Origin of the sequence: Paenibacillus sp. CF095 (assembly GCF_900101225.1) — a bacterium.
In the GTDB taxonomy this organism is placed as follows: domain Bacteria; phylum Bacillota; class Bacilli; order Paenibacillales; family Paenibacillaceae; genus Paenibacillus.
This window is the reverse complement of sequence record NZ_FMZN01000001.1, coordinates 336356-352901: the sequence shown is the minus strand read 5'-3', so window position 1 is coordinate 352901 and position 16546 is coordinate 336356. Positions and strand designations below refer to the sequence as shown.

Here is a 16546-nt window from a genome sequence, read left to right as displayed (position 1 = left end):
CGCAGTCATCAGATGGTGTTGCACGTAAATATACATCCTCATCCTAAGACAGTGCCAACATCGCGTTCATATCTTCTTCTGCCGTTGTAATTAACTTGAGACCAAACATATCCACGAGTACATCCAAGACACCTTCCGATATGAACTCAGGCGGTTTCGGTCCTATCCGAATGTCCTGAATGCCGAGGCTGAACAGACCGAGCAGGATCGCAACTGCTTTTTGCTCAAACCAGGACAGGACGATGCTGACAGGCAAATCGTTCACGGTACAGCCAAAAGCATCCGCCAAAGCCATAGCAATTTTCACCGTAGAACCGGAATTATTGCATTGACCTAAGTCGATATAACGCGGTATACCCGTGTCTCCAACCGTACCATAATCCACATCGTTGAAGCGGAACTTACCACAGGAAGTCGTCAGAATTACAGTATCATTTGGCAAGGATGTCGCGAGTTCACGATAGTAGTTGCCACCTTTCCCTGGCGCATCACAACCTGCAATAACGAAAAATCGACGAATATGACCGTCTTTTACCGCCTGAATAATCTCGGGCGCAAGTCCAATCACGGTCTCATGATGGTATCCTGTCGTTAAGACTTGCTCGGACTGTACATTAGCCGCAGGCAGTGACAATGCGCGTTCAATTAGAGGTGAGAAGTCATCCTCTGTAATTTTGGCAACACCCTCCAGACCCGCCACTTCGTATGAGAAAAAGCGGTCTGCATATGTGCCTTTGATCGGCATAACACAGTTCGTTGTTGCGAGAATAGCACCCGGGAATTGTTCGAAGAGTCTTCTTTGATCGTACCAGGCTTTGCCGATATTACCCTTGAGATGGGCGTATTTCTTCAGCGCAGGATAACCGTGCGCAGGCAACATTTCCGAGTGGGTATAGATGTTGATTCCTTTCCCTTCAGTTTGACGCAGCAACTCCTCCAATGCATACAGATTATGTCCCGTCACCACAATGCACTGTCCTTCAATCTGGTTCTGGCTAACCGTAATCGGTTGCGGTACACCAAAGCGGTCCGTGTGCGCACGATCCAACACATCCATAATGCGGATTGCTGCATTACCTACCTTCATCGCCATCTCCAGATGTTCCTGTACATTAAAATTCGAGTTCGTTAATGTCATATATAATGCCTCATGTGTAATCCGATCCACCTCAGGATCAGAATATCCCAACTGGCGTGCATGTGTCGCATAAGCAGCAATGCCTTTTAACGCAAAAATCATCGTATCCTGCAAACTTGCGATTGTTTCGTTTTTGCCGCATACCCCTACCACAGTACACCCGCCACTCGGCGTCTGTTCGCATTGATAACAAAACATATGGATTCCCCTCCAAACTTAGATTAAACGCAGTTCGTTATGGAATAGCGTAACAGACCCTGATATGAGCTAGTGTGATGGTGCACACACTTTCTGACCAACATCTAAATATAGTTCTCTAGACCATCATCCAAACTGGAAATAATAACATTCAAAAAAAGGCATATCTCGGATCATTATGAAAAATACTGTGTACAGCTAAAAACGTATAAATCCATAATTTTAAAAAATACGGAAATGAAACGATTCTAGATTTTGCCCGTAAGGGTAATACACAGAGAAATCTAATATTCAAGGAGCTGGTCAATTGCAACATTACAGACACAGTGCGGAGGAAACCCTTCAGGATGTGCAGAGTTCCTCCAAGGGACTCACAACATCCGAAGCTGCCAAGAGACTTGAAACGGAAGGATATAACGAGTTAAAAGGTAAAGATGCAACACCAGTCTGGAAATTGTTCCTCGAAAATTTCAAAGATCCGATGGTCATCGTGCTGCTGATTGCAGCCGCTGTACAGGTTGTACTTGGACACCTGATTGAATCGTTGATCATATTCCTGGTTATTTTGCTCAATGCGGTAATCAGCGTAGTTCAGACCAAAAAAGCCGAGAGCTCGCTCGACGCGCTGAAACAAATGTCTGCTCCTGAAGCCAAGGTCATTCGTGACGGGCAGAAAAAGACCATTCCTGCGAGGGAACTCGTTCCCGGTGATATTGTTATGCTGGATGCAGGTGATTATGTCCCGGCAGACGGGCGTATCCTGGAATCAGGAAGTTTGAAAATCAACGAAGGCATGCTGACCGGAGAATCGGAAGCTGCGGAGAAACACGCCGATACCATCCCGGATGAAGCTCCTATTGGAGATCGTCGCAATATGGCCTTCAGTGGCTCACTCGTCGTATATGGACGGGGCATGCTTGTCATTACAGGCACGGCTCTCAAAACCGAAATTGGTAAAATTGCCGAACTGATTGAAAATGCCGAAGCCAAGAACACGCCACTACAACGCAAGTTGGAATCCTTCAGCAAAAAACTGGGCTTTTTCATCCTCGGCTTGTCGATTCTCATCTTTGGCATTGAAGCCGGTCGTGTATGGTTGACCGAAGGTACGGAGAATATCGGGCCATCCATCGTAAATGCACTGATGTTTGCCGTAGCTGTTGCGGTTGCTGCCATTCCTGAGGCGCTATCCTCCATTGTGACTATCGTATTGTCACTTGGAACAAATAAGATGGCCAAACAACATGCGATCATTCGCAGACTGCCTGCCGTGGAGGCGCTCGGTTCTGCCAGTATCATCTGTACAGATAAAACAGGAACACTAACTCAGAATAAGATGACTGTTGTTGATTATTACATTCCCCATGGCACCAAAGACGAATTCCCCGATGATCCCGATCAGTGGTCGGAAGAGGAACGACGTTTGTTACATATTGCGGTGCTCTGCAATGATTCGAATATTAACCAGGAAGGCAAGGAACTGGGTGATCCAACCGAAGTGGCCCTCATTGCCTTCAGCAACCGGGTGAACAAGGATTACAATGAAATCCGTGACCAGTTCCCGCGTGAAGCTGAGCTTCCTTTTGACTCGGATCGAAAGCTCATGAGTACGGTGCATACCTTCGAGGGACAGACGGCTTTGCTGACCAAAGGTGGACCGGATGTGCTGTTCAGTCGCTGTAGCCATGTGTTTATCAACGGAGAAGTTCAGCCACTCACACCCGAGATTCGCACACAGTTTGAAGAGAAAAATGAGGCATTCTCCAAACGCGCCTTCCGTGTGCTGGCCTATGCGTACAAAAAATTCGATGATAAAAACCAGGTCACCATTGATGACGAGCATGATCTGACACTGGTTGGTCTGACAGCGATGATTGACCCACCGCGTGAAGCGGTATACGGCTCTATTGAAGAGTCCAAAAAAGCGGGCATTCGCACCATCATGATCACCGGAGATCACAAAACGACGGCTCAGGCCATCGGTGTGGATATTGGTCTTGCCGAACCGGATGATCTCGCCATTACCGGAGCCGAACTGGACAAAATGTCCGATGAAGAACTGGATCAACAACTTGAACATATCTCGGTATACGCCAGAGTATCACCTGAGAACAAAATCCGAATCGTGCGTGCATGGCAGCGTAAAGGCAAAGTTGCAGCCATGACCGGAGATGGGGTTAACGACGCGCCTGCGCTGAAACAAGCCGACATCGGTGTAGCGATGGGTAGCGGAACAGATGTCGCCAAGGATGCGGCTGCCATGATTCTGACGGATGATAACTTTGTCTCCATCGTGAATGCAGTTAGTGTTGGGCGGATGGTGTTTGATAACATCAAAAAAGCCATCGCCTACCTGTTCGCCGGTAACCTCGGCGCGATTATCGCCATTTTGTTTGCCTTGATCGTCGGCTGGGTTAATCCATTTACGGCCCTACAGCTGCTGTTCATCAATCTGGTGAACGACTCCCTGCCTGCCATTGCTTTGGGTACAGAGAAACCCGAGCCGGATGTCATGCGACGCAAACCGCGTGATATTAACGAGGGGATCTTCGCAGGCGGAACCCTGCAGGCTGTGATTACGCGTGGTGTCCTGATTGGTGCAGCTGTTATCGTGTCCCAATATATTGGACTTGGCATCTCGGAGGAAATCAGTGTGGCTATGGCCTTCACAACCTTGATTCTGGCACGTAGTCTGCAAACTTTTGCAGCACGTTCCAATACACAAACCATCTTCCAGGTGGGCTTCATGACCAATAAATTCGTGCTTGGCTCCATTCTGGTATGTCTCTGTCTCTATGCAATCACACTGATTCCAGGTGTTCGTGGCATCTTCGCCATCCCGGATACATTCGGCTGGAATGAGTTCTTCATTGCAGGCGGACTCGCTCTTGCAGCCGTCATTCTGATGGATGTCATCAAGTGGGTTCGCAATCGCGGCAAGCAAGTCACTGCAGCATAAGTTCTGCAGATATCGTATGCACAAACAGGCGCCCATTATCGGAGCGCCTGTTTCTGTATCTAATTATCCCTGTTTAATGCCAAAAGCGATCCATCGTCCATCAATATCCTCGATCACAAACTCCTTGTTATTATAGTCTGTGTGATTAAGGACACGTACGATTTTCACATCGGCGTTGATCAATTCCTGTTGAAGCTCTTCCTGGTTCTTGGTAATAAAATAGGCATCATATCCATACCCATATAATTCTCTGTTGGGAATGACCTTCTGTCCATTGCTTTGGGTTAAAATAATCTCGGTAAGATCACGATACAGGCAGATATGGGATTCCGCGGCATCAAGATATTCGACCACCCGGAAGCCCATCTTTTCTTCATAAAACTGCGCGGTTCGCTTCATATCCAGAGTTGGAAATACGCTGTGGGACATTAATAATAAGTGATTCATACTGTAAACTCCTTAAAATATAATCAAATCTAGTTATGTATTCCAACCATCATCTTACCCAATTTCAGGGAAATAGTCTATAAATCCCGACCCTATGTCTCTTAAATTTCGCTTATACTGCGCAATATACAGTATGACATTATTGCCATATAATAAAATGAAGTGTAAAATGATATATTGCTTTTCGTCACATTTTCATCAAAGCTCAATCCGAATTCACATTCATAGATAAGACAGGAATGGTACCGTGAAAGATAAAATTGTCATGCCACTCTGGACGTGCTGTTTGTTCATCGTTGTGATGAATACCACCATGTTCAATGTTTCTTTGCCAGTCATTATTCATGATCTGCAGATTACCTCGGACCTGGGGTCTTGGGTCATCTCAAGTTATTCGATTGGTTACGCCCTGTCGACGGTGATTTACAGTCGATTGTCAGACCGTATCCCGGTACGCAAACTGTTAACGGTCGGGCTTCTGATCCTGGGGTTATCTTCGTTGCTCGGATTGTTCGCGCATAACTTCGCGATCCTGTTACTGACACGTATTCTGCAATCTGCGGGTGCAGGGGTGATGGCCGGTCTGGGCCTCGTCATTGCGAGTCGTTACATTCCGGTGGAACGACGCGGAGCTGCCATCGCACTGATCTCATCAGGTAGCGCCATGGCTTTTGGACTTGGCCCCATTGTAGGCGGACTCATTAGCGAGTACTGGGGCTGGAACGGACTTTTTGCCATAACCGTGCTTGTCCTGCTCGCCCTGCCTGTATTGCTCTATTTTCTCCCACGTGAATCCGTCAAAACGGATCAGCCGTTCGATGTTATTGGTGCCATCCTAACCGTCATTAATGCAACTACACTTCTCGTCGCGATCACCCAGCAGTCCTGGTTATGGTTTGCCATTGGTGTTATTTCACTTGTTGCACACCTCCTGTATATTCGGAAAGCGAGTCTTCCGTTTGTGAATCCACAAGTGTTCCAAACACCAGGGTATACCCGCTTAATCCTTATCGGATTCTGCGTGCTGGTCGTGAATCTGGGCAATCTGTTTTTGATGCCGCTTGTGCTTGCTGATCTATATGGACGCTCTTCGCTCGCCATTGGTTTGCTGATTGCTCCAGGAGCCATTGTTGCAGCATTCTGTACCCGTTTCGTCGGACGCTGGATCGACCGTTATGGCAATATGCGATTTATGATCATCGGACACATCCTGCTCGCAGCGGTACTTGCTTTATTCATGTTCGGACTTGATCAATCCGCCCTGATCATTACCAGTGGTTATCTCTTTTTCTCACCGGCACTCTCAGCCTCCATGGCTTCACTGAATAATGAAGCGTCACGAGTGCTGCCCAAAGCGCAAATAGGTTCCGGTATGGGCATGTTACAACTGATTCAGTTCTTCGGTGGTTCGGTGTCTGTAGCCGTGTGTGGGCTGCTGCTACACAGCATTCCGGGAGTCTCGGTCGAGGAAGCTTATCATGTGGTGTATGCTTGTCTGTTGCTCGTCTGCGTTGTTTCACTCGGGTTGACCGTCTGGCATAGCAGAGCTTCACGCTCAAGCATTGAACCTGTTACATTGGACAATTGATGTTTAAAGTTCAGAACCAAAAAGGCCCGCACCAAGCGCGAGCCTTTTTTTTAGTTTGGAACAGAAATGCCGTTTTTTCAAAGTGGATCACTCAATGAACTTGAACTTACAGGTTACTTTTCTTATTTCCTCCTACAGCAGCATGCCAACTATTTTCCGTCCAGTGCTGACTTCCAGGCCTCCATGATGCTAATTGGGGCTTTGCTGCTGCTCTCGCCGCCACCTTCCTGCGTCCAAAGTGGTGGAAAATACGCGAATACTTGCCCCGTCTGAAGCTGTGCCATATCCTGCTGCCAACCTTTCCAGCGAAACGTCTGATAGAACTGCTCCAAGTCGCCATTTGCCAGCCAGTTGATAAAACCTGAATATGTCAGTTCTGTCGATTCCCATTCCAATGTATCCGGTGCAAAATAATAGACCTGTCCTGTGCGGCCATACTTGCCTGTATCCAGTCCGAAGAAACCACCTGCCGCATCATATGCAACGACCATCATACCTTCCAGTACATCTACCCAAGGTTGCTCACTCACACCATTCCAACTGGTGAGACTCCCATATGTACTGTCACCACCCGCACCAAGCAGCGTGATCCAGCCATGGTCCAGTACAATACCTTCTGTCTCATAAGCAACAGCCCCCAAATAGGATTTGGTGCTTATTTGCAGACGATAGAGGGTATCCTCTCCAGTCTCCTGCTTTGCTGGAACATAAACATATGTATTTTGTCCGCTATTCAGGAGTTCCTTGAGTTCTTCCCATGCGTGATTCTCCCGATCTACTAATTCAGCTATAGTTAATGTATTCATGAGCAGTCTCCTCACTGATTTTATATGAGCATATCATGGCTTATTAACCCGTTCAAATCTGCTATAATCTATCTTCAAAGCTAAATTCAAGGGGGGGAAACGATTTGATTCGCGTAGTTATACTTATGATTCCGATTCTGATGGTGCTTGTATCCGGTTGTCAGAATCATACATCTGCCATGAAGGAACCCGTTTCTGTTCAAAAGTCTGATCCCCAGGTCATCCATTACATATCACCCCAAGGAAACGACTCGAATAAAGGAACGATTCAATCTCCGTGGAAAACGTTGCAGCACGCAGCCGACCATGCTTCGCCAGGAAGCACGATCTATTTGCGTGAAGGTGTGTATCATCAGAAAGTCAAAATCACCAAGAGCGGTAATTCTTCCGCTAATCCAACCCTATTTTCAAGTTATCCTCAGGAGCAGGTTATCATTGATGGTAAAGGTTTATCTGTTCGGGGTATTGAAGGGTTGATTGAAATTGAAAATGCCAGTTATATCACGATCCAGAATCTCGAAATTCGTAACTTCACGACCACACTTGGGGGCCAAGTTCCAACCGGGATCTATGTCCACGGAGCAGGTGAGCATATTCAGCTGTTAGGCAACACCATACACGCGATTGCTAGTTATGCACCTCCTGAAGGTCCCGATTTGCGGGGCAGGGATGCCCACGGTATTGCCATTTATGGCACAGAGCACCCTCAAGCATTACGCAATATCATCATCAAGGATAATGAATTGTATGATCTTACACTTGGTTCAAGCGAATCACTCGCAGTCAACGGTAATGTCGATACGTTTGCCATCCAGGACAATATCATCCATGATACCGACAACATTGGTATTGATCTGATCGGGTACGAAGGTACATCCGAGGACGACACGTACGATCAGGCTCGGAACGGCATTGTACGAGGCAACGAAGTATACGATATTACGTCCAATAACAATCCCTCCTATGGAACAGACCTGCCCAATGATACCAACTCGGCCGGTGGCATCTATGTAGATGGCGGGAAAGATCATATCATCGACCAGAACCGGGTATATCGGAGCGACATCGGAATTGAGATTGCCTCAGAGCATGCCGGACGTTCAACCAGCAACATTACTGTACGTGATAACCTGATTTATTCCAACAGATTGACGGGCATTGCCATGGGAGGGTATGACGAGGAACGAGGAGCTACCGAGGATAGCAAGATTATGTACAATACGCTTGTGGGGAATGATACCCTGAATGCAGGCAATGGACAGTTATTCATGCAGTCACGGACAAAGAACAATACGTTCATGCATAACATTCTCGTATCGGGCAGCTCGGAAGTACTGATATACAACGAATACACTAGCAATACCGGCAATGTGTTTGACCATAATGTCTATTACTCACCAGGTGAGCAGCAAGATGCCCTGTGGGTTTGGAAAAATAAAGCCTACTCCGGCATCGCCGCCTACATCAAGGGATCTGGCAATGATGCACACTCCATATATGTGAACCCGGCATTTATGGATGAACTGAGCGAAGATTTTCGTCCTCAGGCCAACTCTCCGGCTAAGGCGTATGGTTACCTTGCTCCGCGATAAAGTTAATCTGATGTTACTCAAGTGGAATTAGCCCTGCCTATTTTCACACAAATAAAAGGAGCCTGTGCTATGTGGGATCATCTCCCTCACATAGCACAGGCTCCTTTTCGCTTTTTTTTGATGCAATCCAATCTTTAACTTTTTACCATCTGAGCTGCATGTGTCACCCGGTTTCGTCCTCCGGTTTTGGAGGCATACAGGGCGTTGTCCGCTCTTTGGAACAAAGACTTTTCCGTATCTTCCTCTATTACAGTGGCCGCACCGATACTCACAGTAATGTTATATTCACCCCAGTCGGCTAAAGCAACCTGTGAACGATATCGTTCTGCAATACCGATCGCTTGCTCCTCTTCACAATTTGGAAGAATGATCACAAATTCTTCCCCGCCATAACGTGCAACCACATCCGTACTTCGCGACAACGATTGCAGCAGCCCTGCCAGATTGCCGAGTACCAGATCTCCGATCGGATGTCCGTACGTATCATTAATGCTTTTGAAATGATCAATGTCCACAACCAGAAGGGAGAAATTACGTTGTTTCTGCTGGAACAATATCAAGCTTTCAAGCATTTTTTCCTGGAAAAACCTGCGGTTCTTCAATCCTGTCAACAAGTCGGTGGAGGCCAGTGTCTCCAACTGATCATTCACTTTAATGAGTGCCTGCTCTTTGATCTTATATTCCTCGTGTAATCGTTCAAGCTCTTTGTTCGCTTCTTGCGTCGCTTGATATAGCTCCTGTAGTTTCGTTTTGGTATGCAGAATATCCTTCTCATGTTCGATTCGCTTACGCATGACTACAACGACACAATCGACAACGCTTTCCCCGTTACGGGTCTGACGAACACCGTTAAGCAGAACAGGAACAGCCTGCTGATCACGGGTACGGAACGTGAAGTACATCTCGTCCACATGTCCATATAACTGGATGTAGGGATAGAAATACGTATGGAAAAACACCTTGTTGCTCACCGACATGGTGGATTCAATATGTTGCCCTATGAGCTCATCACGTTCATAGCCAAGCATCGTAAGAAAAGTTTGATTAATCGATTGTACGACGCCCAAATCAGAGATAGAGAAGTATCCACAGGGAGCCAGATCTAATTGTATATCCATGGAATAACTGCCTTTCTTCCGCGTTTTATGCGCTCGTTAAATAATCCTTAATCATTCGGATGGTTTCTTCCGGTTGACTTAGATGCGGATAATGTCCTTTAGCCGTCATCTGCTGCAACCTGCTATTCTTCAGATGAGCGTGTAAATAATCCCCTACTTCTACCGGGGCAATGCTGTCATCCGAGCACTGAAGAATTAATGTTGGTACAGTTGCCTGCTCCAGATCAATACGACAGTCCGATAAAAACGTCACTTCGGCAAATTGTCTCGCAATATGCGGATCTCTGGAGCAGAAGCTTTTCTCCAACTCTTCCGTCAACTCTTTCCGTTCCGGATTGTTCATCACAATGGGTGCCAGATAACTCGCCCACCCAATAAAATTCATCTGCATCATCTCAAGCAATTCATCGATATCATTCCGATCAAAACCCCCATAATAATTCGGCAGATCATTCACGTAACGTGGGGAGGGTCCCAACATAATGATTTGTTTGAAATATTTGGGGTTCTGAATTGATGCCAGCATACCAATCATACTGCTGACGGAATGCCCGACAAATATGGTGTCCTTTAGCTCAAGCGCTTCCATAATTTCCAGCACATCCTGGGCGTATCCTTGAAGGTTGCTATATTTGACAGCATCATAATAGTTAATTTGAGATTCGCCAGATCCAACATAATCAAACAACACCACACGGTAGTTCTCCATAAAACCTGGAATAATGTAACGCCACATATCCTGATCGCATCCAAAACCATGAGCAAATACAATCGTTTGGCTACCCGAGCCAAGTACCTTAACATTATTTCTTACAAGTATATCAACCGTCATTGCATATCACCTCTCCGAGGTAGTATTCACTTGAATCATTTTATCTGATTATTATACCGGAAAATGTTGGGATATGGATTAAAAATGTTTAATAACTTCTCTCATCCACCAAAAAGTCATGAACCCCTGCTCTGAAAACACGGTTTACAATCTGACCATCGTCAGGTAAAATCAGTTCAACATGTCGCGCGACAAAGATCAACATTACGGAGGAAAACCATGAGTACTTCAACACATAGCTCTATACCTCAGCAACTCTGGGGAAGATCATTCCTATTTATCATGTTAGCCAACGCATTATTGTTTATGGCATTTGAAATGTTGCTTCCCACCTTGCCTTTGTTTGTCTCAATCCTTGGTGGCGAAGCCTCCCAAATTGGGCTTGTTACCGGCGTATTTATGTTTTCTGCCATCTTGATTCGACCCTTCACTTCTGTTTTGGCAGCTCGAATAGATAAAAAATATCTATTGATTATCGGTATCACCATCTGTGCATTAATGACAGGCGCATACTACCTTTCGTCAGGTATTTGGATGATTCTTGTATTCCGAGTAATCCACGGATTCGGATTTGGTTTGGCAACAACATATTTTGCAACGATTGCCACTGAAAACATACCAAGAGATCGCCGGGGAGAAGGCATGGGATATTTCGGCGTAGGGGAAACGGTCGCCATATCCATCGGTCCATTGATTGGAACAAGCCTGTTGTTTAGGTACGACTACCAGAGCCTGTTTATGGGAGGCATGTGCATTTTGCTGTTAGCTCTCCTGATGACAGTGTTTGTATCCAGAAAGCCGAAAACAGGAGGTAGTAGCGAGTCTATGCAAACTCATGTCCCTCCGGTGAAACTGATTGAAAAGAAGGTACTCTTCCCTTCCCTTCTCATTATGCTCGTTGGTATTGCAGCGGGTTCAATCATGTCCTTTGTGGCTTTATTCGCCGCCGAAAGAGGGTTCGAGAATATAGCCTGGTTTTTCTTCATCGTCGCCATCGCCAGCTTCGCCGTTCGACTGTTCTCGGGGAAAATGTTTGATCGATGGGGACCAGGTTCCGTGTTGTTACCTTCTGCCGTGTTTGCAATCGCGGGGCTACTGGTTCTGATTATCGCCCAGAGTGATGTGCAATTCCTGATCGCCGGCGCGTTATACGGCTTTGGCTTTGGTGCCATATTCCCGGCCATTCAGACCTGGTGTGTGAATCTTGTAGAAGAACATGAGCATGAAAATGCGATGGCTTCCTTCTTTAATTTTTTTGACCTCGGGATTGGCGGTGGCTCGTTGATCCTGGGCGTAGTGGCTTCTGCATTTTCCTATACGGTGGTGTATGCTATCTCTGTAGGCATTTTTGTGGTATATATCTTGTTATATTTGGTATACTCCCAAAAACAGCAGAGGTTTACAGCTCGCCAACTGGAGGTAGACATTGAGTAAAAAACGAATCAAGGAAATTGCCATTCAACATTTTAATCGTCTGGGTTACGAGGGGACCAAGATGGCGCAGATTGCCGAAGAGGCAGGCATTCGCAAGCAATCCCTGGCTTATCACTATTCATCCAAAAAAGCGTTATTGCTGGAGTTATATGAGGAAGTTGTGCAGGAGGAACAACAGTTTGTACGCCAATTTTTCAGCGAGTCTGTTACCCAAACTCTGGATCAGCAGCTATATGCCTTTTTGCATGAACACAAAAATCGCTTTCTGACTCATCCAAACGTTGCTTTTATGTATATCCTGTCCTTTATCACACCGCTGGAGGTGCATGATTTTGTGCTGGCCCAGTATCGAACGTACCTCGGGACACTGAAGGAAGAGCTGGCAGCCGTATTTACCAGACATTCCGATATACGCCTGAGTCCGGAAGAAGCCACCGTAGCTTTTGTCACCGTGATGGATGGATTGGATGTACAGCTCGTTTATGAGACACGGCAATCCTATGAACAAGCTTTGGCGATCACCTGGAATGTCTTCTGGTCAGGCATCCAGCGTTAAAGGATCAATTACGATCAGACTACACAAATAAGAGGGGCGTCCCACCAGCCATGTTGATGACTTTTGGGACTTCCCCTCTATTTCTTTATTTCACGGTTAGGATCACACGTTGATAATGCTTCAACTGATGCTCTCCATCATCCTGTACTTCGGCAACGATATGAAGGGTATCACCCGATTTGGCATCGTCAGGAACGGTAAATGTCACCGCTTCGGTGTCACTGCCCTGCAATTTTATCGTATCCACCTGCTCATCCTTGGCAAGTTCACGATGCAATCCAAGCTGCAGATCACCCGCCATTTCGGGCTGAATTTTGTTCGGTGTTACTTTGGAATCCTCATACGTGTCCGCTTCGAAATATCTCCACCACGTATACGTCAGTTGATCTCCATCCGGGTCTGTGCCTTCCGCATGAAGAGTAACTTCCTCCCCGGGACTAACACTCAGATCCAGCCCTTCCTTAATTGTTAATGACGGATTATGGTTGGCACCTTCGTAAGTGTCTGCAACTGCCCAGTCTGCACGTGCTGCAAAATCATCCTGCACATCGTCAAACCATCTCATCAGAGAGTATTCGGCTTCATATCGTTTGGTGTAGGGATCGTAATCAAGCACATTGTTTCTAAACAGCTTGTCGTTCACAACGCCAAAGCGACCACCCCAACCGCCATAGGAAGGGTCTTCCATACTGCGCAGCCCATTATCGATCAGATAAAAGAAGGAAGGAGAGTCACCCTCAGATATAAAATCGTACTTGTCATATTGCGGATTGTTCTTCAGATATTCAGCACTTCCCCGTTGTTCTTCGGCCAGTTCGCCCTCGATCATTTTGCCATCACCCATCGATGCATACATATCCATCAGCTTGCCATGTCCGTTCAGGATATTCTTGACCATCCAGTCTCCATGAAGTTTACTGTTCACTTCTTCGGCATGCATCTTCCATGCATAGGCAAAATGCCAGAAGTTTGATTGGTCGTTGAGAATGCGGATATCCGGCCAATTCTTCGCAATGTATTCGTTGTAGCTGTCATCCTGATCGAGGATGATGTAGAGGACCAGTTTGTCGCTGACTTTTTTGCGAATCGTATCCCACTCAGCTGTGTCCTTGTACTGTTCCTCAATCGATTTCAGCGCTCTGGCTGTGGTATTGGTGCCACCCCATGTCTGAACAATCAGATCCCGGGAATCATCGTCGAGGAAAAGAGTTTCGAGGAATTCGGAACCTTCGGTTTCCTTCTCCATCTCCCCTTTATCGGAAATATTACCGATCTTGGTCATCGCTCGAAGCTGTTCCGGCTCCGGGTACCCATCAGCATGTTTGGACAAGTTCGGATAAATCTCACCATAGGCATCGATCATGTCGTAGACCCACTGTGTGCCTGTCCAGCGGAACGGTTGGATTCCCGCTTCCTCGTCTCCGGCATAATGATACACGGAACTGGTCAGTACAATTCCGGCAAGGTCCATCTCATTCGAATACAAGAGGAAACGAATAACCGAGTTCATATCATCCACTTCACCGTCGGTTGTAATCACTGTTCTGCCTTTGGCAGCTTGGTTGTTTGCAGGTTCCTGGGTTTCATTCTCTGTCTGTTCTGTCGCCTGATTTGGTGTGTCACTCGCGGTTTGTGGCGCTTTGGATGCGCATCCACTAATCACCAGGATGATACTGAGACAACCTGCGGCAAAACCGTTTAACCATTTTCTCTTGTTCATAATGCTCCCCTTTCTTCTGTACAGCATGATGTTAGTTGGGTTGGAATAAGTACGTCCTCTGTTTTTCTATCCTTAATATGGACCGTAGAATGCAAAAAAACCCGAACAACATTATGAATGGAACAAAGTCCACGCATAGTGATGTTCAGGTTTTGCCTGCCCGAAGCAGTAACAATCCTTATTTGAGTGAAAGTATATCATGTCCTCTCATGAATGTAAACGTATTCAAATGTTTTTTTGAATTTATCTTTGATATAGTATAATGCTTATAGCCAAGAATCAAACGAATCGGCCTGTTATTATATCAATGTTATTAGGAGGACTCAGACATCATGCAACAACTGGATGCGGCCTTGAGCCGTTTTGTGGAACAGCAGGATTTATATAATGAAGCTTATGGACTTTTCAAAAATCATGATCTGCGTCCACGCGAACAACATCACCAGCCGGAAGTGGATACACGAATACCTCTTTCTCCAGAACTTCAGTATCTGTACAGTCATTATGAAATGATGGATGCGGATGCGGAAGGTACACTCAAAATGAAAAATGCCGCCGTCGAAATCGGTGATGCCGCACTTATTTCCTTTGTCGCACCTGAACATCTGCTTCGTCAGCAACTGGGGTTCCGCTGGGTTGGCATGAATGAACCTTATGAGGAGTCCTCCACTTGGCCAAAAAATCACGTCGTCATCGCAAACTTTAACGATGATCCGTTAATTGTAGATGTGGAAGCACCAAACTCTCCCGTATATGCCGCTTTTACAGGTGGAGAACCAAACCGTGTTGCTGATTCGCTGTCAGACTTTTTCAGTGCACTAGCCATCCTGATTGAGGCGGCGCGCACCTATGCCGGAGAAGTAAAAGATGAAGAAACCTATGAAACCAAGCCCGAGTATCTGGAGCATGTGGAACCTTTATTGCAAGATCTGTTGGGAGATGAGTATACTGCACATCTTTTCGAATATCTGTCATTATGTTAAAACGGTAAATTGAAGGAATTGGAGGGGCGCCCATATGATCTATGTGGCTTTGCTACGAGGCATTAATGTAGGCGGGAACAATAAAATCAATATGAAGCAGCTGAAAGAAACGTTTGAACAAGCAGGCATGCTGGATGTTGTTACCTACATCAACTCTGGCAATATTATTTTTGCCGATCATCAGGAACGTGCCAATGCAAATGTGGAGATATCCCATGTGTTAGAGCAGGCCATCGCCGCCGATTTTGGCTTACAGATCAGGGTAATGGTGCGGAATATGGATGAAATCCATAGCGTTATTCAGGCGCTGCCAGAAGAATGGGTTAATGATGACACAGCCAAAAGTGATGTGATGTTCCTCTGGGATGAGGTCAATGAGCCCTCCGCGCTGGACCAACTGCCTATCAAACCGGAAATCGGCACACTAATCTATGTTCCTGGAGCCATTTTGTATTCAGTCAGCAGAGAAGATGCATCCAAAAGTGGCATGAACAAGCTTGTGGGTTCCAAAATCTATGCTTATATGACGGTTAGAAATGTGAATACCACACGTAAGATCTATGCATTAATGCAGGCAGCAGCAGACAAATAAATTGGACCAACAAAATGGATATTCAGTTATGTCTCATCTCGTCCAATTCATATGAAAAATAAAGCATGCAGAAAACATCCTTATGGATATCTCCTGCATGCTTTTTGCCAGCTTAGGGAACAAATCTTTTCTCTGTATATTAGTTAATCTGAATTCGTCTGCGAGATTGATCATCCCCAGGACGTCTCGGAATTTCAAGCTTCAGCACACCATCTTCCAATCTGGCCTTAATGTTCTCCTCATCAATATGATCCACATAGAAACGCCGGATAAATTCACCTGAACGACGCTCCTGCCGAATGATCCGATTGGAGTCATCCTTCTGTTCAACCATGTCATGGCGTTTGGCACGAATGATCAATTCTTTACCTTCAACCTGAATGTCTATATTCTCTTTGGCAATGCCCGGAAGCTCGGCTTCTACCCAGTATTTGTCTTCTTCCTCACGAATGTCAGTGCGAAATGGCTGGGAGCCAGTTCCAAAAGGGGAGAGGAATGAGTTCTCAACCATGTCATTGAAGGATTTCAACATGTGTCCGAACGGGTCTTCATTTCGTTTACGAAACGGAATCAGATCAAACAT

At 46.1% G+C, this 16546-nt stretch carries 14 protein-coding genes; 7 read left to right on the top strand and 7 right to left on the bottom strand.

Translation table 11 applies throughout. The features are described from left to right. Positions 1 to 43 precede the first annotated feature (43 nt). Entirely contained in the window at positions 44 to 1336 is a 1293-nt protein-coding gene (hcp, locus tag BLS69_RS01600; protein WP_091028135.1) for a hydroxylamine reductase, read from the bottom strand. 307 nt (positions 1337 to 1643) lie between these two features. Between hcp and BLS69_RS01595 the strand changes: the two genes are divergently transcribed. Beyond that, positions 1644 to 4295, top strand: a complete 2652-nt coding sequence (locus BLS69_RS01595; protein WP_091028133.1) for a cation-translocating P-type ATPase — start codon at positions 1644 to 1646, stop codon at positions 4293 to 4295. A gap of 63 nt (positions 4296 to 4358) precedes the next feature. Here BLS69_RS01595 and BLS69_RS01590 read toward each other — a convergent pair whose 3' ends face one another. Beyond that, positions 4359 to 4742, bottom strand: a complete 384-nt coding sequence (locus BLS69_RS01590) for a VOC family protein (protein ID WP_091028131.1) — start codon at positions 4740 to 4742, stop codon at positions 4359 to 4361. Positions 4743 to 4989: 247 nt separating this feature from the next. Here BLS69_RS01590 and BLS69_RS01585 point away from each other — a divergent pair, with 247 nt between their 5' ends. Beyond that, a complete protein-coding gene (locus BLS69_RS01585; RefSeq protein WP_091028129.1) occupies positions 4990 to 6330 on the top strand; it encodes an MFS transporter in 1341 nt (446 codons plus the stop codon). A 149-nt stretch (positions 6331 to 6479) separates the two neighbouring features. Here BLS69_RS01585 and BLS69_RS01580 read toward each other — a convergent pair whose 3' ends face one another. Beyond that, positions 6480 to 7136, bottom strand: coding sequence for a DUF2625 family protein (locus tag BLS69_RS01580; protein ID WP_091028126.1), 657 nt, complete (start codon positions 7134 to 7136; stop codon positions 6480 to 6482). Positions 7137 to 7240: 104 nt separating this feature from the next. Between BLS69_RS01580 and BLS69_RS01575 the strand changes: the two genes are divergently transcribed. Next, the gene (locus tag BLS69_RS01575) at positions 7241 to 8728 is read left to right on the top strand and encodes a right-handed parallel beta-helix repeat-containing protein (protein WP_091028124.1); all 1488 of its coding nucleotides are present in this window, start codon (positions 7241 to 7243) and stop codon (positions 8726 to 8728) included. A 134-nt stretch (positions 8729 to 8862) separates the two neighbouring features. On the opposite strand, the gene BLS69_RS01570 is transcribed toward BLS69_RS01575, so the two are convergent. After that, positions 8863 to 9846, bottom strand: a complete 984-nt coding sequence (locus tag BLS69_RS01570; RefSeq protein ID WP_091028122.1) for a sensor domain-containing diguanylate cyclase — start codon at positions 9844 to 9846, stop codon at positions 8863 to 8865. A 25-nt stretch (positions 9847 to 9871) separates the two neighbouring features. Continuing rightward, on the bottom strand, positions 9872 to 10678 hold the full coding sequence (locus BLS69_RS01565) for an alpha/beta fold hydrolase (RefSeq protein WP_091028120.1): 807 nt from the start codon (positions 10676 to 10678) through the stop codon (positions 9872 to 9874). Positions 10679 to 10897: 219 nt separating this feature from the next. Between BLS69_RS01565 and BLS69_RS01560 the strand changes: the two genes are divergently transcribed. Both BLS69_RS01560 and BLS69_RS01555 read left to right on the top strand, forming a co-directional pair. Beyond that, positions 10898 to 12112, top strand: a complete 1215-nt coding sequence (locus BLS69_RS01560; protein WP_091028119.1) for an MFS transporter — start codon at positions 10898 to 10900, stop codon at positions 12110 to 12112. Then, a complete protein-coding gene (locus tag BLS69_RS01555) occupies positions 12105 to 12668 on the top strand; it encodes a TetR/AcrR family transcriptional regulator (protein ID WP_047843882.1) in 564 nt (187 codons plus the stop codon). The genes BLS69_RS01560 and BLS69_RS01555 overlap by 8 nt, the downstream gene beginning before the upstream one ends. An 85-nt stretch (positions 12669 to 12753) precedes the next feature. Here BLS69_RS01555 and BLS69_RS01550 read toward each other — a convergent pair whose 3' ends face one another. After that, positions 12754 to 14388, bottom strand: a complete 1635-nt coding sequence (locus BLS69_RS01550; protein WP_091028117.1) for a DUF1593 domain-containing protein — start codon at positions 14386 to 14388, stop codon at positions 12754 to 12756. Between the two features lie 332 nt (positions 14389 to 14720). Between BLS69_RS01550 and BLS69_RS01545 the strand changes: the two genes are divergently transcribed. Together BLS69_RS01545 and BLS69_RS01540 are read left to right on the top strand one after the other, a co-directional pair. Further along, a complete protein-coding gene (locus BLS69_RS01545; RefSeq protein WP_091028114.1) occupies positions 14721 to 15371 on the top strand; it encodes a hypothetical protein in 651 nt (216 codons plus the stop codon). A gap of 34 nt (positions 15372 to 15405) precedes the next feature. Then, positions 15406 to 15963 (top strand): DUF1697 domain-containing protein, encoded by a 558-nt coding sequence (locus BLS69_RS01540; RefSeq protein WP_091028112.1) that lies wholly within the window; start codon positions 15406 to 15408, stop codon positions 15961 to 15963. A gap of 139 nt (positions 15964 to 16102) precedes the next feature. Here BLS69_RS01540 and BLS69_RS01535 read toward each other — a convergent pair whose 3' ends face one another. Next, positions 16103 to 16546 (bottom strand): Hsp20/alpha crystallin family protein, encoded by a 444-nt coding sequence (locus BLS69_RS01535; protein ID WP_091028110.1) that lies wholly within the window; start codon positions 16544 to 16546, stop codon positions 16103 to 16105.